This is a genomic window from Salinispora vitiensis, assembly GCF_000378825.1.
GTDB lineage: Bacteria > Actinomycetota > Actinomycetes > Mycobacteriales > Micromonosporaceae > Micromonospora > Micromonospora vitiensis.
Map to the genome: position 1 here is coordinate 179,435 of NZ_KB900388.1, position 17,566 is coordinate 197,000.

23 protein-coding genes and 1 pseudogene are annotated in these 17,566 nt (G+C 67.8%); 7 read left to right on the plus strand and 17 right to left on the minus strand.

Annotation, left to right across the window (positions count from 1 at the left end):
• Positions 1–152: 152 nt before the first annotated feature.
• From SALPAC2_RS0100920 to SALPAC2_RS0100980, 13 genes are all read right to left on the minus strand, one after another.
• Complete coding sequence (locus tag SALPAC2_RS0100920; protein WP_018214753.1) at positions 153–686, minus strand: hypothetical protein; 534 nt, start codon at positions 684–686, stop codon at positions 153–155.
• Entirely contained in the window at positions 683–1,729 is a 1,047-nt protein-coding gene (locus SALPAC2_RS0100925; protein WP_018214754.1) for an AAA family ATPase, read from the minus strand. Before SALPAC2_RS0100925 ends, SALPAC2_RS0100920 begins: the two co-directional genes overlap by 4 nt.
• Positions 1,726–2,061, minus strand: coding sequence for a hypothetical protein (locus SALPAC2_RS0100930; protein ID WP_018214755.1), 336 nt, complete (start codon positions 2,059–2,061; stop codon positions 1,726–1,728). Before SALPAC2_RS0100930 ends, SALPAC2_RS0100925 begins: the two co-directional genes overlap by 4 nt.
• The gene (locus tag SALPAC2_RS0100935) at positions 2,058–2,381 is read right to left on the minus strand and encodes a hypothetical protein (RefSeq protein WP_018214756.1); all 324 of its coding nucleotides are present in this window, start codon (positions 2,379–2,381) and stop codon (positions 2,058–2,060) included. The genes SALPAC2_RS0100930 and SALPAC2_RS0100935 overlap by 4 nt, the downstream gene beginning before the upstream one ends.
• The gene (locus SALPAC2_RS0100940; RefSeq protein ID WP_018214757.1) at positions 2,378–2,656 is read right to left on the minus strand and encodes a hypothetical protein; all 279 of its coding nucleotides are present in this window, start codon (positions 2,654–2,656) and stop codon (positions 2,378–2,380) included. Before SALPAC2_RS0100940 ends, SALPAC2_RS0100935 begins: the two co-directional genes overlap by 4 nt.
• Positions 2,653–3,276: a pentapeptide repeat-containing protein gene (locus tag SALPAC2_RS0100945; RefSeq protein ID WP_018214758.1), complete on the minus strand. Its 624-nt coding sequence runs from the start codon at positions 3,274–3,276 to the stop codon at positions 2,653–2,655. Before SALPAC2_RS0100945 ends, SALPAC2_RS0100940 begins: the two co-directional genes overlap by 4 nt.
• Positions 3,273–3,482, minus strand: coding sequence for a hypothetical protein (locus SALPAC2_RS0100950; protein ID WP_026184273.1), 210 nt, complete (start codon positions 3,480–3,482; stop codon positions 3,273–3,275). Before SALPAC2_RS0100950 ends, SALPAC2_RS0100945 begins: the two co-directional genes overlap by 4 nt.
• On the minus strand, positions 3,479–3,814 hold the full coding sequence (locus SALPAC2_RS0100955) for a hypothetical protein (protein ID WP_018214760.1): 336 nt from the start codon (positions 3,812–3,814) through the stop codon (positions 3,479–3,481). The genes SALPAC2_RS0100950 and SALPAC2_RS0100955 overlap by 4 nt, the downstream gene beginning before the upstream one ends.
• Positions 3,814–4,041, minus strand: a complete 228-nt coding sequence (locus tag SALPAC2_RS0100960; protein ID WP_018214761.1) for a hypothetical protein — start codon at positions 4,039–4,041, stop codon at positions 3,814–3,816. Before SALPAC2_RS0100960 ends, SALPAC2_RS0100955 begins: the two co-directional genes overlap by 1 nt.
• Positions 4,038–4,220, minus strand: coding sequence for a hypothetical protein (locus SALPAC2_RS0100965; protein WP_018214762.1), 183 nt, complete (start codon positions 4,218–4,220; stop codon positions 4,038–4,040). Before SALPAC2_RS0100965 ends, SALPAC2_RS0100960 begins: the two co-directional genes overlap by 4 nt.
• 68 nt (positions 4,221–4,288) lie before the next feature.
• Positions 4,289–4,573: a hypothetical protein gene (locus SALPAC2_RS0100970; protein ID WP_018214763.1), complete on the minus strand. Its 285-nt coding sequence runs from the start codon at positions 4,571–4,573 to the stop codon at positions 4,289–4,291.
• Complete coding sequence (locus SALPAC2_RS0100975; protein ID WP_018214764.1) at positions 4,570–4,761, minus strand: helix-turn-helix domain-containing protein; 192 nt, start codon at positions 4,759–4,761, stop codon at positions 4,570–4,572. The genes SALPAC2_RS0100970 and SALPAC2_RS0100975 overlap by 4 nt, the downstream gene beginning before the upstream one ends.
• Complete coding sequence (locus SALPAC2_RS0100980; protein WP_223874050.1) at positions 4,761–5,060, minus strand: hypothetical protein; 300 nt, start codon at positions 5,058–5,060, stop codon at positions 4,761–4,763. Before SALPAC2_RS0100980 ends, SALPAC2_RS0100975 begins: the two co-directional genes overlap by 1 nt.
• A gap of 248 nt (positions 5,061–5,308) precedes the next feature.
• Here SALPAC2_RS0100980 and SALPAC2_RS0100985 point away from each other — a divergent pair, with 248 nt between their 5' ends.
• From SALPAC2_RS0100985 to SALPAC2_RS0100995, 3 genes are all read left to right on the plus strand, one after another.
• On the plus strand, positions 5,309–5,746 hold the full coding sequence (locus tag SALPAC2_RS0100985; protein WP_026184276.1) for a hypothetical protein: 438 nt from the start codon (positions 5,309–5,311) through the stop codon (positions 5,744–5,746).
• The gene (locus SALPAC2_RS27160; protein ID WP_162561277.1) at positions 5,746–6,969 is read left to right on the plus strand and encodes a tyrosine-type recombinase/integrase; all 1,224 of its coding nucleotides are present in this window, start codon (positions 5,746–5,748) and stop codon (positions 6,967–6,969) included. Before SALPAC2_RS0100985 ends, SALPAC2_RS27160 begins: the two co-directional genes overlap by 1 nt.
• Before the next feature lie 467 nt (positions 6,970–7,436).
• A complete protein-coding gene (locus SALPAC2_RS0100995) occupies positions 7,437–8,189 on the plus strand; it encodes a dienelactone hydrolase family protein (RefSeq protein WP_018214768.1) in 753 nt (250 codons plus the stop codon).
• A gap of 1,897 nt (positions 8,190–10,086) precedes the next feature.
• Here SALPAC2_RS0100995 and SALPAC2_RS24235 read toward each other — a convergent pair.
• Entirely contained in the window at positions 10,087–10,701 is a 615-nt protein-coding gene (locus SALPAC2_RS24235) for a sigma factor-like helix-turn-helix DNA-binding protein (RefSeq protein WP_018214769.1), read from the minus strand.
• A 92-nt stretch (positions 10,702–10,793) separates the two neighbouring features.
• Here SALPAC2_RS24235 and SALPAC2_RS25580 point away from each other — a divergent pair, with 92 nt between their 5' ends.
• Positions 10,794–11,267: a hypothetical protein gene (locus SALPAC2_RS25580; protein ID WP_080636844.1), complete on the plus strand. Its 474-nt coding sequence runs from the start codon at positions 10,794–10,796 to the stop codon at positions 11,265–11,267.
• Between the two features lie 450 nt (positions 11,268–11,717).
• On the opposite strand, the gene SALPAC2_RS0101005 is transcribed toward SALPAC2_RS25580, so the two are convergent.
• Entirely contained in the window at positions 11,718–13,004 is a 1,287-nt protein-coding gene (locus tag SALPAC2_RS0101005) for an MFS transporter (RefSeq protein WP_018214770.1), read from the minus strand.
• 305 nt (positions 13,005–13,309) lie between these two features.
• On the opposite strand from SALPAC2_RS0101005, the gene SALPAC2_RS0101010 reads away from it, so the two are divergent.
• From SALPAC2_RS0101010 to SALPAC2_RS0101020, 3 genes and pseudogenes are all read left to right on the plus strand, one after another.
• Entirely contained in the window at positions 13,310–13,891 is a 582-nt protein-coding gene (locus SALPAC2_RS0101010; RefSeq protein WP_018214771.1) for a maleylpyruvate isomerase N-terminal domain-containing protein, read from the plus strand.
• Between the two features lie 17 nt (positions 13,892–13,908).
• Positions 13,909–14,186: pseudogene (locus tag SALPAC2_RS27680) on the plus strand (transposase); the annotation flags it as partial.
• Between the two features lie 496 nt (positions 14,187–14,682).
• Positions 14,683–15,165: a glycine-rich domain-containing protein gene (locus SALPAC2_RS0101020; RefSeq protein WP_223874049.1), complete on the plus strand. Its 483-nt coding sequence runs from the start codon at positions 14,683–14,685 to the stop codon at positions 15,163–15,165.
• Positions 15,166–15,298: 133 nt separating this feature from the next.
• Here SALPAC2_RS0101020 and SALPAC2_RS0101025 read toward each other — a convergent pair whose 3' ends face one another.
• Positions 15,299–15,949, minus strand: coding sequence for a response regulator (locus SALPAC2_RS0101025; protein WP_018214773.1), 651 nt, complete (start codon positions 15,947–15,949; stop codon positions 15,299–15,301).
• Positions 15,946–17,451, minus strand: coding sequence for a sensor histidine kinase (locus SALPAC2_RS0101030; RefSeq protein WP_018214774.1), 1,506 nt, complete (start codon positions 17,449–17,451; stop codon positions 15,946–15,948). Before SALPAC2_RS0101030 ends, SALPAC2_RS0101025 begins: the two co-directional genes overlap by 4 nt.
• Positions 17,452–17,566: the final 115 nt, after the last annotated feature.

Sequence of the window (17,566 nt, forward strand, 5' to 3'; positions counted from 1 at the left end):
AGACACCGCCGCCCAGCACGGCAACTCCCGCTCGGCGGCGGTAGCGCACAGCGGAGCGGAGCAGCATCCGCAGGATGCGCAGTCAGGCGACGGCGGGCGGGCCCACGTGTGCTCTACCTCGATGGCGTTGCCGTAGTACGGATCTGCGTGGGTCACTGGTCACCGTCCGGGACATCGGACGGGTCCAGGTGGCCCGGCACCTCCGCCGCTACCAGCGCCAGTCCCTCCAGGAGGTGTTCGGCGGCGGCGGCGCACACCGCCCGGGCGTCTCGGGATGCCCGGATCGACAGCGTTTGAGGTACGCCGCCAGGGCGGACCGTCATCCCCGGCACGATCTCTCCCGTGCGGGGGTCAACGACCACGTCCCCGTCGCACACCACCCGCTGCGCAAGGGCGGCCGGGAACCCTGCCCGCAGTTGCGGGACCGTCTCCACCTCGGACGGGTACCGCACGAGGCACCACTGCGTCAGCGCGGCAAGGTCGGAGACAACGGGGGCCTCTTTTGACACGGCCAGGGCTACGGTGCCGATGTCGGGTAGCCGCCAGGACGGGGCGGTGCCGTGCTGCTCCAGTTCGGTGCGGGCCTCGGTGTCGAGGACACCGCGGTGCGCGGCGGCGCGTTTCTTCGCCGCGTCGGCGAGCCCTTCGAGGCGTAGGACTTCCTGGACGCGTTCGGTGCGGTTCATCCGGCCATCTCCGTCTCGGTCTGCTCAGGCGGGAACAGTTCGTGCTTGCGGGCCTTCCAGCGGGCCTCGAAATGGGCGCCTTCGGCGGGGCTGATCCGGCTGTCCTTCTGCGCTTGGCCGGCGGCCCGCCACACTCGGCGCAGCCCGGCCTCATCGACGGCCTGCCCCAGGTCCTCGAGCAGGCCGGTCACGGCGGCCGACAGACCGGGCTGTTCGTCGGTATCCGGTTCGGCCGGCTGCAACGCCACCAGGTCCCGAGCGACCGGCGAACATCGCAGCGTGTCGAACACGATGCGCTCGATCGACCAATCGGCGGCCAACTCGAGCGGCTGGTCGTAGCCGGGTCGGATGCCGACGTGCGCCGACCTGACGCCGATCACCGTTCCCGGCTTGGACCGGTCCAGACGGATCCAGCACGACACGTCGAACCCGAGCGTCTTGTGACCCTCGACCCGGTAGTCACGTTGCCGCTCGATCGGCCGACCGGCCTCATCGAGCGCGGCAACCTCCTTACCGCGCGCGGTCACCACGACGATGCCGGGGAAGGTCATCAACGTGGTCATCAACCTGCGGTGCCGGGTGCCGGCCTCGTTCCACAGATCCATAGAAATGGTCGGCTCGTCATCGGCGGCCAACTGCGGCCGGTTGTACCTTTTGGCCTTGGCGTTGTGCCGCCGGCGGGCCTTGTCAGACGCCCAGTCCTTGAGCATGTCCCACTCAGCGGTCATCGAGTCGATGACCAACACCACCGGCGGCTCGTCGGCGTCGGCCGCGCGTTGGGCTTCGGCCTTGACCGCCACGACAGACTCCTGGATCTGCCCCCAGGTGCCGTCATGCTCGACGACGAGGTAATCCGCGCCCGGGATAGCGCCGTATTCGTCGGCGGCCCCTTCGCCGAGGTCGATCCAGTACATCTGACCGATCCGCGGACTGGTACTGAACTGGGCGCAGGCCCAGGACTTCCCGGATTTCTCCCCGCCCTCGATCAGGATCAGCGGCCACGGCACACGGCCGGTGGGCTTACGGGTACGCAGCTCAGTCACGCCGCCGCCTCCTGCTCGTCGAGATGGTCGAGGCGCCGGTCCTCGTCGAGGTCGACGCGGGTGCAGTCGGGACACTGGGCGCCGCCGCACAGGTACAGCCGGTCGGTGGGATCCCACCGGTGCTCAGGCAGGTCACAGGTGACACAGCTGGCAATGTCGGGGGTCCGCCGGTCCCAGTAGCCGGCGTCCACCCCGGTGCACTCGGGGCAGTAGGCGACCCACCGCCCGCCAGCGGTGACGCCACTGCGCCAGCCGGCTACCCGGGCCTGCTCTACCGGGATGCTCTCGGTACGGGAATCGGCGGTGCAGGTGAGCCGATGACTGACGGTCATGACGCGCCCCCGGACGGCAGCTCGGCGTACCGGTCGGCCAGCGCCGGCCGCGGCCCGCTCGGGTCCGGCGGCCGGATCGCTGCGGCCAGCTCACGGGCGACCGCGAGCGCGGCGTCCGTGAGTCCGGCGTCCGCCCAGACGCCGTGGCCAAACACCCCGGGGGCGGCGGCGTCCAGGGCGAGGCTGAGTCGCACATCGCATCCGACGGGGCTGCCCAGCCAGTCCGCCACGGCGGACAGGATGAGGTCGGCGCGATGCGTTGCGTCGACGTCGGGCTGGCCGAGGATGCCGACGATCTCGTCTCGCAGGTCGTCGCTCACCGGCCCGCCTCCTCGCGGCTGGCCGCCAGCCGCTCCCGCGCGGCAACCAAACCCACCCGCAACTGCTGGGAGGTGCTGATCGCCCGGTCCCGATCGTCACGGGCCTGCCGCAGGTCGGCGGACAGACCTTGGGCCATGTCCCGCCACTGGCCGAGCTGCCGGGTACGCCGCTGGTAGGCGGCCGTGGTCACGTCGAACGCGTCCTGGAGGCGGGCCCGCTCGGCGTCGGCCGCGTTGAGAGCGGCGGTCAGATCCCGCACCATGTCGTCGGTCATGACCGGACCGCGCCCCGCAGGTCCGCACGCTCCAGGTCCGCGCCCTGCAGGTCCGCGCCCTGCAGGTCCGCGCGCTCCAGGACCGCGCCCTGCAGGATCGCCTGCCGCAGGACCGCGCCCCGCAGGTTTGCGCCCCGCATGTGCACGCGCCGCAGGTTCGCGCCCCGCAGGTTCGCGCCCCGCAGGTCCGCACGCTCCAGGTCCGCGCCCTCCAAGTCCGCGCCCCGCAGGTCCGCGTCGCGTCCGTGATCGCGGACCAGACGCGCACCGTCCGCGATGTCCACGACGTATGCCCGCCGCAGCCGCCACCGATCGCCGCGGGCGCTGGAGAGCAGGTCAGCGCTCGACCACGCACACAGCAGCAGAGTCACCGCAGGCACGCCGGCCAACGCCATCGTGGCCCACGTCCGGGCCAGACAGATCCCGTCCCCGACCTCGATCGGGTACTCGTTGCCGTTGCCGTTGATGATCGGCCCCGGCGCGTGAGCCCACTGGCCGGGCCACGGCCACCGGTAGCCGTGCCGCGAGCGCAGATCAGGGTGGACGGTACGGATACCCCACCGGTCGCAGCCGGCAGGCAGGCCCCGGTCGGCAGTCAGCACATCAAGCAGGTTTTTCATGTGAGACTCCAAACGAACTGGGCGCAGACCCACAGGCCGACGCCGATGAGCAGCCCGACGAGCAGGCCGAGGGCGATGCGGACGAACTCCGGGACGGCCTCGACGGCGTGCCGGGGGCCCTCCACCGCCGGGCAGGCCACGCCGTGGTCACGCCCGGGGACGGTCAGGCAGCCGGGGCACACCCCGGGGCCCGGGTGGGCGCTCACCGGGGATCCTCGAAATCCGTCGCCTCGGAGCGGGCGATCTCCAGCGCGGTCCGCCGCGCCCATCCCGGCAGCAGCGGCGGTTCCGGCAGACTGTCCGGGGTGAGCGCTGCGGCGGCGCGAAACCGGTCGCACGCCTCCCGCAGCAGGACCAACTCGGCCTCCCGGTCGGCCAGCTCGGCGCGGTAGTCCCTGATCCGCTCGGCTTGGTGGCGGATGCGGCGGGACCGGGCCATCAGCTCCCGGTCCATGGTGCGGCAGACCAGGGCGAGGATCACGGCGACGAGAGTCACAGCGAGCAGGGCGGCCGTGAGAGCCACGGGCAGCAAGGCCATCAGGCCACCTCCCGCAGCAGCGCCGGATCCGGCAGCGGTGTCAGGCCGGGGCAGTGCGGCGGCAGCGTCACCGGCATCTCCGGCGGCGGCGGGTACTCGCCGGCCGCGACACCCCGCCAGTAGGCGCACGCCTCGTCGCAGCTCTCCCCGGGCAGGTGCCCGCAACCGAGGTCCGGGACGGTGATCGGATCGGCATCGGCCGAGGGCGACCAGGTCGGGGCGTTCATCGGGCGCCCCCCGTGTCGCATCGGCCATCGATCAGGCCGGACGAGGCGTGCTCACGCACGTCTACCCCGCACTCACGCGGGCAGGACATGTAGCCCGACTCCGGGGTGGTCTGCGGCTCTGCTGTCGGCGAGGCGGCGGACATCTGCCGCTCGGTGGTGTCGGTACGATCGGTGTGCATCTGGACTCCTTCGTGAATTGGGTTGTCCGGGTGTCGAGCCCTTCGCCGACCGCAGATCGGCGGGGGGCTCACTTGCTTCCGGCGTGTGCCTCGTCAATGAGGTCGACGAGGCGCCGTATCTGCCACTCCCGCTCCTCGGCGGGCGTGGCTGGCCGCATCCACCGCGGCTCCCGCTCCGGGGCCGGTGCCGGCGGTGCGGACAGTGATGCCAGGCCGATGGCGATGAGGGCCAGGCCGACCGCGATGAGGGCGACCGCGCGGGCGAGCAGGGCGGCGGTGGTTATGCGATCGGCGCGGCGGCCGGGGCCGGGAGGTGGAGTCGGATTGCTCGGCCCGGCGGGAGGATGCGTCATGCGTTGCCCTTCTCCCGCTGCCGCATCAGCGCGTCGACCGCAGACCGGCGGACGCGAAACCGGGGCCGGGACTTGCCCTGGCCGATGTCGATGCGGGGGAGTAGGCCGGCCCACACGAGCCGGTAGACCGTCTGCTTGTGGGTGCGCATGACTGCGGCGGCTTCCTTGACGGTCAGGTAGGTGTCCATCACTCGGCCACCTCGAAGAGGTCTTCGAAGCTGACTGATAGCCCGAGTTGGCCCAGCGCCTCGCTGTGGTGCTGGAGCGCCGCGAGGGTCGCCGCGATAACGGCCTCTCCGGCGTGCTGGTCGCGACGGAGGCGGGTGATGGTGCGTGATGCGATGCCGAGTAGTCGTGCGCGCGCTTGGTCGGATGTGGCTCCGACGATGCGCGTGTAGAGGTCGAATCGGTCGAGACGTAGCCGGACGTGTGGGCGCGTAACCCCACCAACGTCTGGCCGTGTCCTGACTTGCATGTCCGTATTCACGTGTCGGAGATTACTTGGACATGCATGGGCTAGCAAGCGCTACGGGTCACGCATGTCCAAGTCAACCCGGACGTATGACTAGACCCGGACATGCATGTCTGGTTACCGTTACCTGTATGTCTCAGCGAGTGCTACGCAGGGCGCGGAGGTCGGCGATGACCAACCGGCCCATGCGCCCGCCGCCACTACTGCCACCATTGCCGCGCCTGCCCGCGTCCTCAGACACGCATGTCGCCTACCATGTCCCGATGGACAGTGAGCACCGGATCGATCGGGCCGAGTGGGCTGCGGTGGTCCGAGAGGTGCTGGAGACGGAGACCGGCGGCAAAAAGGAGCCGCTCGCGCGGCTCCTTAAGATCAACTCAAAGACGCTCAACCGGTGGCTGGGTGAGGAAGTAGATGTCTCCGAGGAGTACGTCCGCCTCGTTGCCCGGACCACCGGGCGTGACCCGATGGGGTTACTTACGAGGGTCGGGTACTACCGTGCAGCCGATCTCACCCTCAAACCGGCGCCAACCCCGCTCGAGATCGCGGAGGATGCCGCACTGCGGGTGATCGAGGAGAGTGTTCATCCGCCTCGGGTCAAGGCCCGGATGCGGGAGCGTTTATACGAGTTGCGCCGCCAGCGTCAGGCTGCGGAGGTCGAAGAGGTGCAGTGGTGGATTGATCACGCCAAGGAGGCGTGATGGCGTGGATCCGCCAGCTCGACTCGGGTAAGTGGGCGGCTACGATCCGATACGGATCCGGGCCAAATGATCGACTCACGGAGACCGACAGGTCCAAGGTGGTCATCGCCAGGTGGGCCGCTGACCAGGAAGCCAGCCTGCGGCGGGGTGACTGGATTGACCCGCGCGCCGGCAAGAAGACCGTGGGGGAGTGCTGGGAGCAGTGGGGAACCACGTCCCGCCGGCTTGAACAGGCCAGCCGACGGCGGGACGCATCCCACTACCGGTGCCATGTAGCACCACGGTGGGCGGACGTGCGCGTCGGATCGATCCTCAAACCGGATGTGACAGCGTGGGTGGTCGAGATGGAGGGTGCGCACGCGTCGAGCTGCCGCAGCCCGAAAGCCTGTCCCGGGTGTAAGGCACCAGTCGGCGCGGCCACAATCGAGGGCGCGGTCGGTGTGCTCCGCGCGGTTCTCGACCTAGCCGTGGAGGCCAAGCTGATCCGCGATAACCCAGCCCGGGGTGTTCGGAAGCCGAAACGCGACGCTCACGTTGACCGGGTCCTCGACCCCGACGAGGAGACAGCGCTCCTGGACGCGCTCGATCGCATGTTCTCCGATCGTGTCGACGCGCGCCTGTTTGTCGAGTTGGCAGCCGATACGGGAATGCGGTGGGAAGAGGCATCGGCAATTCCACCGTCACTGGTCGATACACGGCGGCAGCGTATCCACATCGCTTGGGTAATGGAGCGAGATGGCACGGCGCGGCCATACGCAAAATCTGCTGCTGGTAATCGCTCGGTGACCTACGGGGACCACCTTTCCGTGCGGATGAAAGAGGCGAAGGTTGCAGCTCGGGAAGTGAAGGGCGTGTTTCCTGGTGACGACCCGGGCAGACTGATCTTTACCTCAGAGAATGGTAAGGAACTGCGATATTCAAACTGGCATCGTCGAGTGTGGAAACCGGCGCTGCAAGGCATGCCAGAGCGGCAGATGGTAAAGGGGCATAAGTTCCGGCCAGCGGTCACGGGCGCAGACTTGGACGACCCGCAGCCGACTCCGCACGACCTGCGGCACACGTTTGGCACCCGGCTCGCGGACGAGGGGGTGCCGTTGCACGACATCATGGCGCTGATGGGGCATGAGGATGTGCGGTCAGCGCAGCGGTATTTGCACTCGCGGGAGGAAAGGTTCGACCGGGCTCGTCAGGCGTTGCGCCGGGCGCGTGGTGGATCTTGGTGAGTCGCCCATGAGTCATGATCTTGATATGTCATGTTGAAACCGCCTAACTTGGCTTAACTCTAGGTGCAGGTCAGACGCATGATCGCCGCTCCGTTGCAGGTCGGGGAATCGGCTGGAATTCGTTCACACCGAAGAGGTCACTGGTTCGATCCCAGTATCGCCCACGCAGGTAGAGGCCCAGATCACATCGATGATCTGGGCCTCTTTTCGTCCTGAGTGACCAACTGAGTGGCCACGCCCTCACGGCCTCGAAAAATTTCATCCATGGCAGCCGCCCTTGAAGCAGGATTGGTCGGAGTTGGTGCCGGTAGACCTTCTCCGTGGCAGTGGCGGCAGGACGACCGCACAGCTCCGCGATCTCTTTCAAAGGTCAGGGACTTGGAGGGGCTTCCTTCTTGGTCTCGGCTGATCTGCCAGCGGCGAAACATCTGCCGGTCCGGGCTCGATGATCGCTATAGTCCGGCTTCATGACGTCCATCACGACGAGTTCGGTCGAGTACCCGGCCGACGGCCTGACGATGATCGGGCACCTCGCCCTGCCCGTCGGCGTCGACCGTCGGCCAGCGGTCCTGGTCGGACCCGAGGGGCCGGGGCTCAACGACTTTCAGCGCCGCCGGGCCGACGTCCTCGCGGAGTTGGGGTACGTGGCACTGGCCTTCGACATTCACGGCGGACGGTGGTTCACCGATCCCCAGGAGATGCTGGCGCGCCTTACTCCGCTGCTCGCTGATCCCGACCGAATGCGGGGCATCGGCCACGCGGCGCTTGACGTGCTGCGCGCCGAACCACGGACCGACCCGGAGCGGATCGCCGCCATCGGCTACGGCATCGGGGGAGCCATCGTGCTGGAACTCGGCCGCGCCGCCGCCAATCTGCGCGGGATCGCAACGATTAACGCAATGACCACCGGCCGGCCGGGCGAGGCGGCGCATATTCGCTGCCCGGTGTGGGCCGGGGTCGGGTCGGAAGACCCGATCGTACCGCCGGCCCAACGGGACGCATTTGCCGCCGAGATGCAGGCCGCGGACGTCGATTGGCGTCTCGTTGTCTACGGCGGCGCCCTGCACGCCTTCCATCACCCACCGATGGGGGCTGACCAGACTGTGCTCCCCGGCGTCGGCTACCACCAGCGGCACGCCCAGCGGGCCTGGCTCGACATCGTGGCCCTGCTGGCGGAGTGCCTTCACGTACCGGAGGACGTTGCTCCGGGACGTGGGTGATAGGTCCGGGCTAGACGATCTTGACTTCCTTGGTGTTCAGGCTGTCTCTTGGAGGGCCTGCACGAGAGTGTGGATGGTGCCGTAGAACTCGGTCTTTGGCCAAGGCGGTGTCTCCGGGGCGCCTTTCCAGGTGAGGTGGATGAGTGCCCAGCGTTCGGGAAGTTGAACGAGGATGGCGATCCGGAAGCCGTCCGGCTGACCCGGGGCGCGACGCCGCTGGGCTCACGGCGCGCGTCGTCCGACGCCTCGGATCTGGCAACGATCCTGGTGGGCTGGCGATGCAGCGCGTGGCCAGGAGTGCTGCCCGCAACCGGGACGTGGAGGCTCTGCTCACTCCTCCATTCTGAGGCCGTGACCCGCGGTTCAGTATGCTGCCGGTATTCGATGATGGGCGGTAGCGATGTCTAGTTGGGTCGATATCTTGTATAAGCCGGATGGGATCCGGGCGGTTTATGGTGATGACCTCCCAACGCTGAGGTCGGTGGACCTGCATGAGTTGTCTCTTCACCGATGGCCACGGGCGTACCGGCCAGGTGTGCTGCGGATCGGGGCGGGTTCTCGCGTGCTGCGTGTTTCCTGAGGTGGGAGTCCTCATCTCGACCACGTAATGCCTGAAGGGGGAGTATGAAGGGAAGTGTTAGCGCGGACACATGGGCGATTTTGTCGACAATTATATTCACCTCGTCCGTTATTACCGCAATAGTGGGAAAGCTCTTAGAAAGGGGTTCAACGCGTGTCGACCGATTGCGAGAGGGGTATGCCGAAGCTGCCAAGGCTTTAGCTGAATGGAGTAATTTCCCTTATCGAATTGAACGGCGCGTGGCGGATGATGCGGAAACCCGGAAGGCGCTGGTCGACCTTGGATCCGACATCACAGACCGGCTGGCGTATTATTCAGGTTGGATTAGTGCAGACAGTCCGGAAATGGGTGGATTCTACATGCGCCTCGTGAAGAGGCTTCGAGTTGACGTGGCGGATCACGCGCGCTATGCCTGGAACCAACCGCCGCGCCTCACGGGTGCAGAGATGAACATCCGAAAGGGCTCTGCGGCTGACTCATCATCTGTGATGATTGTGTCCGCATGGGCGTACGTGCAGGTGTTTTCGAATGCCGTGAGGTACAGATTCGGCTGGCGTCGCCATTTGGTCTGGGGGCCGTTGCTGGGGCGTTTGCTTGCGGCGAGAGAGGATGACGCGGGAGGCGCGTTGGCTTCCGCACGTAGAAGCATGGCTCCACCTGCTGATACGGAACGTACCCCCGGGCGGCCAGACCCAGAACGTGTATCGATGGACTAGTCGAGCCAGGTGTCGAGTGGGTCGGTGAGAGCGTCCTCGCGCAGGTAGACGTTGCGGGGGTGTCACAACGTCGGCGGATCGAAACCCTGCCGCCGTCGTCGCGGTGAACCTGCCTGAAGCTGAACCGACCGTCCTCCGTCGCGGCGTACAACCGAACGGTAATCGGCATCAAACCTATGGCGATCGCGCCCCTTTCACATTGCTCGCATCCGCGCTCCCGGAGAGTCGATCCATAGGCTTCCGCCGTCAGTGTGGCACCGGTGCGCTGCGGATCTCGTCCTCCTGCGTGTGCTGTCGGTCGCGCCCGACGCACGAAGGTAGGTGAGTCGTCGCACTACGCGCGGCGACGATCGGGCTGATCCGCCACGACCCGGTTGCCCGGACGCGGCGTGGGGCGACGGGGAGGCGGGAGCGTAGCCGGCGGTGGTGCTGCCGAATCGCGGGTGCGGCGTGCTCCGTGAGGTGACGCCGCAGTGGCGGCCGACGAGCGGCTCGAGGCCCGCATGCTGCCCTGGCCGACGGGCTCACCGTCGCGCTCAGACGCTGGCCAGGTGCCGCCCCGAAGGGGCATCCCGCCGGTGCGGAGTGCCCCTTCGGCGGTTCAGAGCGACTCAGGCAGGTTGAAGGAGGCGAAGACCTCGGGGGGGAAGGCGGTGATCTCGGCGATCATGCCTTCGTCGATTCGGAAGACGTTGAGCACCTGCGGACGGTAGATCGACTCGCCGGGGCGACGCACGTAACCGGCGATGGCCGGTTGCCCGTTGGCGTGTGCCGGTAGGGCTCGCCATGCCCCGAAGTAGGCCGGCGAGGCCGGATCGAACTGTGCGACGAGACCTGCGACGAAGACGTCTCGGCCGACGAACCAGAGCGGGTCCGGTGGCATCGTCACCCGTACGTCCTCGCGGAGCAATTTCGCGAAGTTCTCGGCGTCGGCGTTTTCGAGCGTCTCGATGCAGCGCTGTACGAGGGCGCGTTCGGCCGCTGCCGGATCCGCTGCGGGGCCCCAGTCGCTCGGCCGAGGGGGCAGGCGGTCCTTCAGTGTCGCCCGGGCGCGTTGCAGTGCGCTGTTGGCGGACGCGACGCTGATGTCCAGCATCGCGGCGGCCTCGATGGCGGTCCAATTGAGGACGTCGCGCAGGATCAGCACCGCCCGCTGCTGCGGGGGTAGGTGCTGAATCGCCACGAGGAAGGCGAGTTCGATCGTCTCTCGCGCCATGAACTGACGCTTGATCTCGTCGGGCGTCGGGCGTCGGGCGTCGGGCGTCTGGCGTCTGGCGGCTGGATCTGGGCTGCGATCATAGCCCTGTGATGTTCTGGACCCGGCCGTATGAGGATCCGATGCGGCTCTTCACCGGCACACTAGCAGTGCTCGGTTCGTCATTCTTTGCGTTCATCGCCTTCCAAATGGCCACCCGATGGCAGGAGGTTCCGCTCGCTGCGGTGTCAGCCTTCACCGGATTCGCGGCGGTATGGCTTACCTTCGTATGGCGGCTTCACCGCACTGCGCTAGTGGTCAGCCGATCGGGGGTTCGGGTGCGTTGGCTGTGGCGAACGCGCACGGTCGCATGGGGGCAGGTTCGAGGGTTCTACAGCGCTCCCGATTGGCTGGTTCCGGAGCGGCTCTGGTTGCAGCTCTGCGATGGAACCAAGGTTCGCACGCCGGTTCGGAGACGCCACGCTATCGTTAACCGCCTTCGCGACGGTGGCACGGATCTTGCATCGGATCGCTACGAGGGGCTGCTTGCCGATCTCGAGAGATGGAAAGCGGGCGGTCCTCGTTAAACGCCCTCGCCCGGCAGTTTTGGTTGCACTCGCCGGCCGTGGACAACAACGACGACAGCCGGGATCGGGTGGTTGGCCACGCTATGTAGAAGCCGTTTCGCCCAGATGGAAACGGCTTCTACGGCTTAACTATGGAGCATAGTTCTTCCACGGTAAGCCAGGGCTTGGCGCGATGAATCATGCGGTGGCAGCCGCGAGCACTGCGGCGTGGGTGATGTCGGCGAGCGTCACGCGGTAACGGTACGGCGCCGGTGTGACAAGTAGCCGAGCAGTGCTTGGTATCCGCAGTGGATCGAGCAGCACGGCAGCTGAGAGTTGCTGCCGCAGGTTCGCTACTGCCGTTCACTGTGTTCCGGAAGATGCACGGAATAATCAGGAGCGTTGCTCGCCGGATAGGGGTGTATGCCCTGGTGAAGGGCGGTCGCATCGGCAAACGTACATCGCGTTTCGTCAAGAGAACTCAGACACGCGACACTCGCCCGCACTCGACGTCGCCGCCCGCTTTTCGCTCTCCTCCCAGCTGCGGAGGCTACCGATCGAGGCGAGGCACAGCACCGTCGCGACGGCGAAGAACCCGCCTGCGATCGCGAATGGCATGCGGTAGCCGAAGCCCGAGGCGAGTAAACCACCTGCGCCCGCTCCCACCGCGAGACCGATCAGGCCGATCAGTCGCCCCACCGACCCGACCCGCCCCATCATCGCGGCGGGAGTGGCCCGTTGGCGCACCGAGGTGGCCATGATGTTCCAGACGGCCGCGTGCGCGATGTAGGCGGCGAGCGCGATCGCCACGACGACGACGTTGGTCGACAGCGAAATCACGACGAACGAGGCGGCGCCGACGATGAGCGCGGCGACGATGGACCACCCGTAGCCGATCCGTTTGCGCATCCTGGCGGCGACGAAGCTACCGAGCAGTCCCCCCAGCGCGGAAAACGAGAGCAGCAATCCGTAGCCGGTCGCGTCTAGCCCCAACTCGTCGCGCGTGTAGAGGACGAGGTAGGAGAACGGGATCATGTAGCCGACGCAGGCGATGCCGCCGACGACGATGAGCAGTCGTACGACCTGGTGCCGCATCGCCCACACCGCGCCCTCGCGGATATCTGCGAGGATGCCGCCGGGCGAGTCGCCCGGATCAGCCGGAGCGACGACGTAGCGACCGCGCAGCTGCCAGTAGGCGAACCCGGCTGCCAGGAGGGCAACGACGTTGAGTGCCGAGGGAGCGAAGGCGGCCATGGCGAATAGGAACCCGCCCAGCGGCGGGCCGACGAACTCGTCGATGACCAGCTGTGTCCCCGCGATCTGCGAGTTCGCTCGGTCTAGCCGCTCCGGGGGCACCGCCTGGGGCAGTACGGCGACCGCCGCGCTGTCCGCCAACGTCTCGACGATGCCCATCACGGCGTAGACGAGGTACAGCGCGACGATCGGTGCGGCATCCAGGAGTACGAGGCCCGTGATGACGGCGAACATCCCGGCGCGGGAGAAGTTCGCGAGGTAGAGCAGGCGGCGGCGGTCGCTGCGATCAATGAGCACACCGATGCCGAGAACCGAGAGGATGCGCGATAACGAGTACGCGATCGACAGGCCGGCGACCGCGACCGGGCTGTCGGTGATCGTTGTCGCCAACAGCGGCAGCGCGATGAACGTGACCCCGTCAGCCAGGTTCGACGACGCGTTACCGAACCAAATCCGACGGTAGTCGGCGCCCAGCGCTATTCCTCGCCTGTTGCGTTCGTTCACCCCCGCCGCCCCAGGTGGTCGTCCATGGTGGGCGAAGAGGTCCGGCAGCTCGGACCTGCCGCGCCGGCAACAGTGGCGTGGAGATCCGGTAGCGGCTGGTGCTTGAGCTCGAGCACCCATTCCAGGCATTCAGCGAGATCCACAGCCGTTCACTCTAGGGTTGGAACGGTAGGTCAGCTGCGGTAGCTGGGCGCTCGTGCAGTGACCGTGGCGGTGGAGTTGCTGGCGCCGACGAGGACCTCGTGGGGCGAGCAAAGGCCTGGCCGGGCGGTGCGAGATTTGACAGCCTGCTTGTCATGCGTCCGATGGGCAGCCGTGATCTCGACGAAGCCGTGGCCGAGATGGTTCGGGTACTCACACCGCACGCGCGCGCGGACTGGCGACGCCAGGCCGGCGAGCTCGACTGGAGCTGCTGGGAAACAGCCGCACATGTCGCGCATGATCTCCTCGCCTACGCCGGGCAGCTCGCTGCCCTGCCCGACTCCGCCTACCTTCCGTTCGACCTGGTCGTCAGCGACGATGCGTCTCCCCACGACCTGCTGCGCGTAGCCGCCGGAGCGGGAAGGCTGCTCAGCGTTGTGTTGGCGGCGTCCGACCCGTCGGTGCGAGCCTGGCACTGGGGCCCGACCGATCCGAGTGGCTTCGCGGCGCTGGGCGTCAACGAGACGCTGGTGCACACCTGGGACATCACCGAAGGGCTCGGCATCGACTGGCAGCCGCCGAAAGCTCTCTGCCGTGCCGTACTCGCCCGGCTCTTTCCCGGCGCGCCAGCCGGGGATCCGGTCCAGGCGCTGCTCTGGTCCACCGGCCGTACTGACCTTCCTGGCCGTCCTCGACCCACCTCCTGGGTCCCGAAGGCCGACGCCGGACAGCAATCTGCCGGCTAGCGCCGTTCACGCCGGCCCTGCCCGGGGCGTCGTGGCAGCGGTGCCGAACCCACTATCTGCGGAATCTGCTGTTGAAGGTGCCGAAGTCGGCGCAGCCGTGGATCGCCGCCCTCGCGCGGAGGATCTTCGACCAGCCCACCGCCGAAGCTGTCCGAGCGCAGTTCACCTGGGTCGTGACCGCGATCGAGGCAAAGTCCCGGCCGCCGTCCGAGCATCTCGATCAGGCTCGTGACGACGTACTGGCCTTCACCGGCTTCCGCGCGAGAGCTGGCGCCAGTTCTCACGCTCATCGCCGCTAACACTCCGCGGAGTGTCACGCAGGTCCTGATGCCGATAGATCAGGTGGCTTCCCGTTGGGCTTGCAAGTGGTGACGCTCTGCCTCCGACGATCTCGGAGGTGTCTGCGGTGGCCAGGAACGCTACCCGGGCAGGTGACGCGGGACGTTCGAGTAGAGAGTACTGTCGATGGAGGGAGGGTGCTGGTTGTAGCGGTCGGCGCCTTCACCCAGATCGCTGCCGGGAGAACTGATGCCTGCACCGGTACGCACCATGGTGGACTCGCGGTTTGATGTTGAGCTGCCTCAGCGGCGCGAAGCCCGCGGCCGGACCTTGCGACAACTGGACGTCGCATTCCGCTACGGCCAAGGCGCTTTCCACCAACCGGAAGCGAGAAACAGCGGGCCATGCCGCGCTGCGCACGTCTCCACCGCCCAAGCTACCGAACAGCCCCTGTCGTCCTTATAGATTTCCGGCCGTAGCTGACGGCCGGGCCGGACAACGAAGGAGTTGACATGTACACGACAACGCCCAAGCCCACAGTCGCGCTACAGCAAGGCGCCTCACTGGTTTCTCCCGAGCTGTTCGTTCGGTTAACTACTCGGATCGCTAAGGACCACCCGGATTTGCCGACGGGTATGGCGGATCGCATCCTGGACCAGGCCCTGGCTTTCCTTGGCGCCGCCGCCGTCACCACCGTGCCGATCGGCCCGTCCGACCTGGTGGACATCGGTTGGCACACGTTCATCCTGTATACGCGCGACTACGCGGCCTTCTGCGATCGGGTCGCGGGACGCTTCATCCACCACGATCCGGCGGCGGGCAGCGAGAAGCCGACCAACCCAGACGGTGAACCTGTCCTATTGTCCCAGGCGATCGACGCGATTACCGCCGCCGGCTATCAGGTGGACTCGGCGCTGTGGAACACCACCGCCGACTGTGTTTCCTGTAGCTCGTGCCGGCCTGGAGGCGGCGGCAACGATATACCGACATACTGAACGCATCTGCCCGTGCTGACTGCGGCGGCCACCAGCGCCAGGTCGCCCCGGCAACTTCCAGCTGCTTGCCCACCTCGGGTCACCTGACCGCACCTCGTCGCCCCGGGCCGGCCTAGTCGTGCCGAACTGTCGGTCAGACCAGGTCGGCTTGGTGGGCGACGATCGCCGCCTGTACGCGGTTGCGGGCACCCAGCCGGGTGAGCAGCGTACTCACGTGCGCCTTGACCGTTCCCTCGACCAGATACAGCCGATCGGCGATCTCGGCGTTGGACAGTCCCTTGCCGAGAAGCGTAAGCACCTCGCGCTCCCGATCCGTCAGGGTGCTCACCTTGTCCCGGGCGCCGGCTTCCGCGCCGAGGCGACCGGCGGCCAGCCGGGTGAGGACCCGCGACGTGACCCTCGGCGACAGATAGGCCGCCCCCTCGGCAACCGCCCGGATCCCGGTGGTGAGCTCCCTCGGGTCGCCGGATTTGAGGAGGAAACCGCTGGCGCCCTCGGTGATGGCGCGGGAGATGTAGTCGTCCTCCCCGAACGTGGTCAGAATGATCACCGCCGTGTCCGGTACCAGCCGGCGGATCTCGGCGGTGGCGGCGAGCCCGTCCAGGCGGGGCATCCGGATGTCCAGCAGCGCCACCGCGGGCCGGTACCGCCGGACCAGTTCCACGGCCTCGTGGCCGTCGCTGGCCTCCGCCACCACCTCGATGCGGGGGTCATTGGCCAGGACGGCGCATACGCCGGCCCGGATCAGGGCCTCGTCATCGGCCAACACCACTCTGATCGTCATCTCACCGCGTCCTTGGCGACCAACCGGTCCTCATTGAAGCAGAGCCGATACGTCGCGCGGGCCACCGGGAAGCTTCCGTCGGTGTAGAACTCGCACCGGGCGCCGGTGGGGGTGGGCGGGAAGGCTTCGTTCCGCCGGTCCGGGGTCTGTCGCGTGGGTAGCACCCCGGCGAGGGAGGTGCGCGTGGCGCCGAGGGAGATCCGGGCATAGTCCCCATCGGGGAGTGTCGAGTTCAACGCGACGTACGGGTAGTAGCCGGTCACCACCAGGGCCAGGACCGCCACCGGTGCGGCTACCGCGACCCCGAGCCGGCGTCGCAGTCGACGCTGGGCCTGCTGTAACTCGGTGGCGACGGCCACCTCCTCGCCGGCCGGCGGTACGGCATGATGCGGAACCCACGCCTCGACGGCGAAGCTCCCATCGTGGCGATGACCGGCACGGAAGGTGCCACCCACGAGGCGTACGCGTTCGCGGAGCCCGACTAGGCCGACCCCGAGGCGGTCCGGTTGCCGCGCGTCGGGCAGCAGCCCGGCCGGCGGCGGATCGTTGACCACCTCGGCTGTGGTGGCGTTCGCGGTGTATCGGAGGGTGATGTGCACGGCCGCCCCGGGCGCATGTCGAGTGGCGTTGGTGAGGGACTCCTGAACGAGCCGGTAGACGGCCCGGTCGGCCAGCTGCGACCGGTCGTCGGAGGGACCCGTACGGGAGAGCGTGACCGCCATGCCGGAGTCGCGGGCGCGGGCCACCAGATCCTCCGGGGAGCGGCCGCTTGGGGAGAGGGGCGCCGCGGTGCCGTTCCCGTGTAGTAGGTCGATGGCCTCCTGCAGCCGGTCCGTCGCGTCGGCCGCGCTCTTTCGCACGCTGCGCGCGGCGGCCCGGTGCTGGGCGGCCAGGTCGGCTGCGGTCTCCAGCGCGCTGGCCCGCAGGGCGAGCAGGGCGAGTTCGTGCCCCAGCGAGTCGTGGATCTCTTGGGCGATGCGGGTCCGCTCACGTAGTCGTGCCTGGTCGGCCACCATCTGCCGCTCGCGTTCCAGCTGGGCGGCCCGCTCCCAGCCGGCGTTGACCAGCTCGGCGTGCTGCGTTTGGTAGCGACCGACAAGCCACGGGAAGGCGCCGCAGCTGAGCAGGGTGACCACGAGCAGGAACATCTGGGCCGGGGTCGTGTCGAGAACCACCAGGTTGACCACGGTGCCGCCGACGGTCAGCAGCAGGAGGACGACCACTGCCGGGGCGATTCGATCGGTACGCCGCCCCGCGAGGTAGCCCATGACCGGGATGCCGAATAAGAAGTTGCCGTCAACCAGGGTGCCCGCCACCACGAGGATGACTGACACCAGGGGCAGCCGGCGACTGAAGCCGACGGCGACGGCGAGGGTGGCGCAGGCGATCAGGAGCGAGCCGACCGCCGCGTTGCTGATCTGGTTGTAGACGACCGGCATGCTGAGCGCGGCCAGGAGCAGGGTGTCGAGGATCCACTCCCGTCTTCCGCGCGCTGCGTTCACATCGCCCCCGTGCCAAGCCCGCTGCTGTTGAGGACAGGGTAGCCAGCATGAGTGTGGGCCCGGGGTCTCGCCGACCGGGCGTCTCGACGGAACCACGTCGTGAACAGCTTCCCGC